This is a genomic window from Micromonospora maritima (assembly GCF_902825405.1).
Taxonomy (GTDB): Bacteria; Actinomycetota; Actinomycetes; order Mycobacteriales; family Micromonosporaceae; genus Micromonospora; species Micromonospora maritima.
In genome coordinates this window covers 1-5,595 of sequence record NZ_CADEAU010000358.1, presented here as the reverse complement: position 1 = coordinate 5,595, position 5,595 = coordinate 1, and the positions used below count along the sequence as shown (strand labels likewise).

The 5,595-nt window shown below is 74.4% G+C and carries 2 protein-coding genes; both read right to left on the bottom strand.

Features of this window, described 5'->3' with window-relative positions; genetic code table 11:
* A partial coding sequence (locus HUW36_RS24320; RefSeq protein ID WP_174530299.1) for an AAA family ATPase occupies positions 1 to 1,756 on the bottom strand: 1,756 nt, incomplete at its 3' end.
* 502 nt (positions 1,757 to 2,258) lie between these two features.
* Positions 2,259 to 5,015, bottom strand: a complete 2,757-nt coding sequence (locus HUW36_RS24315; RefSeq protein ID WP_174530298.1) for an AAA family ATPase — start codon at positions 5,013 to 5,015, stop codon at positions 2,259 to 2,261.
* Between the last annotated feature and the right edge of the window lie 580 nt (positions 5,016 to 5,595).

Here is a 5,595-nt window from a genome sequence, read left to right as displayed (position 1 = left end):
GACCCGCGCTGTACCTGGCCCCGACACGGTCCGCACGGCCCGCCCAGAGCAGCGCCAGCAGCGGCGCGGCCAGCAGCGGGAGCATGCCGTCCTCGCCGTGGTGGCGGTGCAGCAACTGCTCGGCGCCGGCCACCGGGTCGTGGTCACCGGCGGGGGTGAGCGCCGCGCCGAGCAGGGACAGCGCCTGCACCGGCGACGAACCGCCGGCCAGCAGCGCCGCGCGCGGCGCGCCGGCCGCCTCCCGTACGGCGGCGAGATGGTCCGGATGGGAGAGCCCCAGCATCAGGTGCATCGCCCGCCGCCGGCTCGCGGTCGCCGCGTGGGCCTGCTCGTCGTCGCCGGCGCATCCCGCGATCGCCTCGTCGGCCTCCTCGACCCGTCCCTGCCACAGCAGGTAGGGCACGGTGGACAGGGCGGCCTCGGCGGGCCAGCCCTCGGACCGGGCGGCGCCGACGAGCTGGTCGAGCTGGCCGCCGACGGTCAACGGGTTGATCTGCCACCGGGCGCGGACCACCATCGCGGTGGTGGCGGCCCGCTGCTCGTCGTCCACGTCGGCGCGCCCGACCAGGCGCAGGCAGCCGGCGGCCACGTCGGGCCGGCCGACCGCGAGGGCCTGGGCGGCGGCGTCGTGCAGCACCGGCACGGTCCACCCGGCCTCCGCCCAGCCGGCGGCGACCAGGTGCTCGGCCACGGCGTACGGCTCGACGCCGTGCTCGTGCAGCACCTCGGCCGCCCGCTGGTGCAGCTCACGCCGCTCGTCGACGGACATGTCGGAGAGGATGGAGCGCCGGATCCGGGGGTGGCGCAACCGGTCCTCGTCCAGCAGTCCGGTGGTACGTAGCACCCGGACCATCGGGCTGACCGACTCGGGCACCACGTCGAGCAGGTGACCGAGCAGGTCCGTCGGGCCCGGCCGGTCCAGCACCGCCATGGCCTGCGCGACCCGGCGGATACCCGGCTCGTGCCGGTACAGGCAGCCCAGCACGGCCTGGTCGAACACGTCGCCGAGGCTCGGGTCGGTGGGTGGTTCCTCGCCCGCCTCGACCCGGGGCCGCTCCTCGATCAGCGCCCGGGTGAGCAGCGGGTTCCCGCCGGTCATCCGCAGGCACCGTTCGGCGGTCTCCCGGGCGGCGGGTTCCGCGCCGTCGTCGACCAGTCGCGTGATCGCCTCGACGGTCAGCGGCGGGAGGGAGATCCGGGTGAAGTGCGGCTGGCTGAACAGTTCGGCGCGGAAGTGCGGGTGCGGCGGGCGCAGCGTCCGGGCCTCGGCCAGCACCACCATGATCGGGGTGTGCCGCAGCCGGCGCGCGACGTAGAGCAGGCAGTGCAGCGACGCCGGGTCGGCGTGGTGCACGTCGTCGACGGTGAGCACGAGCGGTCCCGCCTCGGCGAGGTCGAGCAGCGTGCTGAACAGGCCGTGCAGCACGGGCGCCGAGATCCGCTCGTCGTCTGCGGGTCCGTCCGGGCCGTCGCCCAGCAGGCGTTGCACCCGTACCCCCGCGTCGGGGGCCAGCCGCGCCCCCTGCAGGAGTTGGCCGAGCACCCCGAGGTGCAACTCGCGTTCGGCCCGCGACGCGGTCGCGCTCAGCACCCGGCCCCCGGAGGTGGCCGCCCAGTCGCCGAACGACTCCAGCACGCTCGTCTTGCCGCTGCCCACCGCCCCCGTGACGAGCGAGACGTGCCCCCTCCGCTGCCGATCGCAGTTTCGGAAGGTCTCGCGCAGCAGGTCGAGCTGTTCTTCTCGCTGTACCAGCACGTGTCCTGTCAGCCCTTCTCGTCCGCGGTGCCACGACGGGGTCACCGTCGCCGAGGCGCCGTTCCGCCCGGTGCCGTCGACCGCCCCCTCACCACACCTGTCGATGGAGCGGGACAGGGGTGAGGCGCACCGGGCCGTCGGCCGGGTGGACCCTGGAAATCCTCCCCACCGGAACGCGTCGTCGGACTCGCGTTCCGGTTCCTGGCGAGTCTGGCACCGCCTCTGGCGTGCGACAACGGGTCCGGGACCCCACGCTTCGGACGGTAAACCTGCGGTACCGACAGGCCGTTAGGGGTTGCGCCGCTGACCGGAAGGGGGGCGTCGGCCGCCCAGGTGACGGCCGTGTTTCACCACGATGGACAGCCGGTGACGCCGATCGAGGAGATCAGATCACACCATGGCTCGACCCCGCATGCCGAACGGCCGTCCGGGTCGGACGGTCGGGCAGGGTCGCAGGTGCGGGCGGCGCCGACGCAGGGCCGGGGCTCGACCGCCGGCGGGGTCAGCGGTCGAAGCGGAGGCGGGCGGCCAACTCACTGCGGGAGTGGACGTCGAGCTTGCGGTAGATGCGGGTCAGCCGCTGCTCGATGGCGCTGACGGTGAGGAACATCCGCTCCGCGATCTCCCGGTTGGTGTGACCCTGCGCGGCCAGCGCGGCCACCCGTGACTCGGCGTCGCTCAGCCCGGTGAGCATCAGCCCGGTGTCGGCGTCCGGGTCGGTCGCGACGGTCCGGCCGGTCGTGACCGCCGGTCGCAACGCGGGTAGGCCGCATTCCTCCGCGAGGTCCCGGGCGGCGCGGGCGGTGCTGCGCGCCTGGCGCAGGTCGCCGCCCTGCTGCTGGGCCTGCCCGAGGTCGCTGAGGGTGTAGGCCAGCTCCACCCGGGCGCCGCACTGGCGTAGTAGCCGCACGGCGCTCCGCAGGTACCGGATCCGATCCGGTCCCTCCGAGGTGGTGGCGAGCACCCGCAGCGCGTTGCCGCGCCACCGCAGGTCGGTCGGGCGGAGCCGGTCCAGCTCCTCCCGCACCACCTTCTCGGCCTGTTGCCGGCGGCCCAGTTGCAGCAGCGCGCGGGCCGAGTCGGTGCGCCAGGGGGCCAGCGGCGCGAGGTCGAGCCGCCACGACGTCATCAGCTGCCCGCAGAGCTGGAAGTCGGCGAGCGCCGCCTCGGGGCTGCCGGCGGCGAGCGCGTACAGCCCGCGGGCGTGCAGGTAGTGCAGCCCGAACGGCGTCTCGAACAGCGCCGGCGGCACCGGCGTACGCAGGCAGGCCGCCGCCTCCTCCCACTCCTCCAGGCGGGTCAGCGTCCACAGCCGGACGGCCAGGGGTGCGCCGATCGCGACTCCCCACCCCTTCGGCGACAATCGGTTGAGCGCCGAGTCGGCCAGCTCGCGTGCCCGGTGCAGGTCGCCGCGCCGTCCGGCCACGGTGGCGGCGACCGCGGTGAGCAGGGCGCGCGGCGTGCGGTGCCGGCGGGCGGAGGCGACCCGGTCCAGCCTGTCGCACCACTCGTCGGCCAGGTCGAGCCGGTCGGCGTAGATCATGGCGATCACCGCACAGACCGCGCTCCACATGCTCGGCTCGTCGTCCAGGCCGAGCGTGGCGAGGGTGCGTTCGGCGTCCTCCAGCGCGTCGAGGTCGCCGCGTTCCAGCACGGTACGCAGCAGCAGCACGCCCCGCAGCCGGTGTCGGACCCGGGCCAGGGCCAGGGGGTCCCGGGTCGGGACCGTCCAGGCGGGAATGTCGACCGGCGCCCCCGGATAGAGGGTCGCCATCCAGCCCTTGATGATCATCAGGTCGACGGCCGTGTGGGTGTCGAGGTTGTCGGCGTGCTCGCCGAGGTGGTGGATGAGTTCCACCGCCCGGTCCGGCTGACCGTGCCAGAGCAGGTACTGGATCGGGCCGGCGGCCTGCCGACTGCCCAGGTGACCGGCCCGGACCGCGGTGGCGACGCCGTGCAGGTGCGGGACGGCGGCCTGCGGGTCCAGGCGCCATTCGGCCCGGGCCAGGGCGGAGCGGATCCGCGCCCGCAGGCACTCGTCGGGACAGTCCCGGTTGGACCGGCGCAGGTATCGCCGCGCCGCGTCCACGTCGCCGTCGGTCAGCGCCTGCTCGCCCGCGTCGAGCAGGGTCTGCGCCATCCACGGCTCGGTCAACTCGTCCGTCGTGAGCAGGTGCGGGGCGATCCGGGTCGGCGGGGCGCCGTCGTCGTGCAGCAGCTGCGCGGCGGCCCGGTGCAGGCGGGCGCGTTCCTCGACGGTCATGCCGTCGAGCACCGCCCGCCGTACCGCGGGGTGCCGGAGGCCGTCCTCCGTGACGAGGCCGGCGCTGGTGGAGGCGTCGACCGCGGACAGGTTCGGCTCGGTGGGCAGGTCGAGCAGATGGGGCAGGAGCGGGCCGTGCAGCGGCTCCTCGGTCACCGCGAGCACGCGGGCGGTCTTCAGCACCAGGAACTCGCAGCGGTAGAGGCAGCTCAGCACCGCCTCCCGGAACGCCTCACCCGGCGCCGGCGCGTCGGCGCCGGCCGGATGGTCGTCGGCCAGGGCGTGCACCAGCAGCGGGTTGCCGCCGCTGATCCGGTGGGCCTCGTCGGCGACGCGACGCGCGACCGGCACGCCGAGCCGGTCGGCCAGGATCTGGAAGGTCCCGTCCGCGGAGAGCAGGGGCAGCCGGATCCGGTGCAGTCGGGCCGGCTGGAGCAGCTCGGCGTACGCGGTGGGGTGCCAGGGGCGGGTGCGCGGCGACTCGGTCAGCACGATCAGCACGGGCAGGCCGGTGACGCGCCGGGCCAGGTGGTCCAGGCAGTGCAGGGACGGCGCGTCGGCGTGCTGGACGTCGTCGACCGCGATCAGCGTGGGGGTTCGGGTGGCGAGGTCCAGCAGTTCGCCGCCGATGGCGGCGGTGAGCGGGGCGAGCGTCTCCTCGTCGGTCGTCTCGTCCCACCGCAGCACCGCGCGGTCGAGCAGCCGGCCGATCCGCTCGCGGTCGCTCTCGTCCCAGGCGGCCCGCCGTACGAGCTGACGGATCACCTCGAGCGGCACCGTCCGCTCGCTCCGCGACGCGCTGGCGCCGAGGTAGGCGACCCCGGTCTCCGCGCACCGTCGGGCGAGGGACTGCAACAGGGCGGTCTTGCCGACGCCGACCGGGCCGGTGACCACGGTGATCGGATCCCAGGTGTCGGACAGGCCGTCGGCGCGGCGCAGATCGGCGAGCCGACCGGTCAGGACGTCGAGCTGCTGGTCCCTTTCGGCCATCGTCATCGGGCAGGCCTCCACCGGGCCTGCGGGCGGGCGGCCCGCCGTGGTCTCCGGTGACACCCGCTGCAGTCAGAGACCCACAAATCCTTGACCCATTCCAATCGGCGAATACCGACAACGGTGGTACGACGCGGGGATTTCATCGAACGTCGTGCCTGGTCTCGTGCGCCGAAAATCCGCCGCCACCTGCGGTGTCGCAATTCGGGGCGGAACGACGCGGTCCGCCTCTATCGATCCCGATTCATGGAGTGGAGTATGTCAGCCCGGCAATTGGGCGGCAAGTCGAAGGATGTAAAGGATGAGCAAACATGGGACCGGTCGGCGGGGGCGCCGGGTGGTCGCCGTGACAGCGGATAGTCATCCGACTAATCCGGAACGTGACCTCGGTGGCGCGACCGACCGGTTGGCGGCGTTTTTCGCGCTTGCCGGCAATGCGATGGGGGCGGGCGGGTGCGGTGCGCGCCGGCAGGGGGCGACGCGGCCCGGCCCCGGAGGCGCGGATCGGCCCGGGGAGAGCGTTCTCCCTGGTCGTTCCCCGCGGGAGGGAGCCTCCGCGGGGGTGGGGCGGGTCGGCGCGGCCGGG

Coding starts and splice junctions, on each gene's coding strand:
- HUW36_RS24315 (WP_174530298.1), bottom strand. CDS start 5,015: ATGACGATGGCCGAAAGGGACCAGCAGCTCGACGTCCTGACCGGTCGG.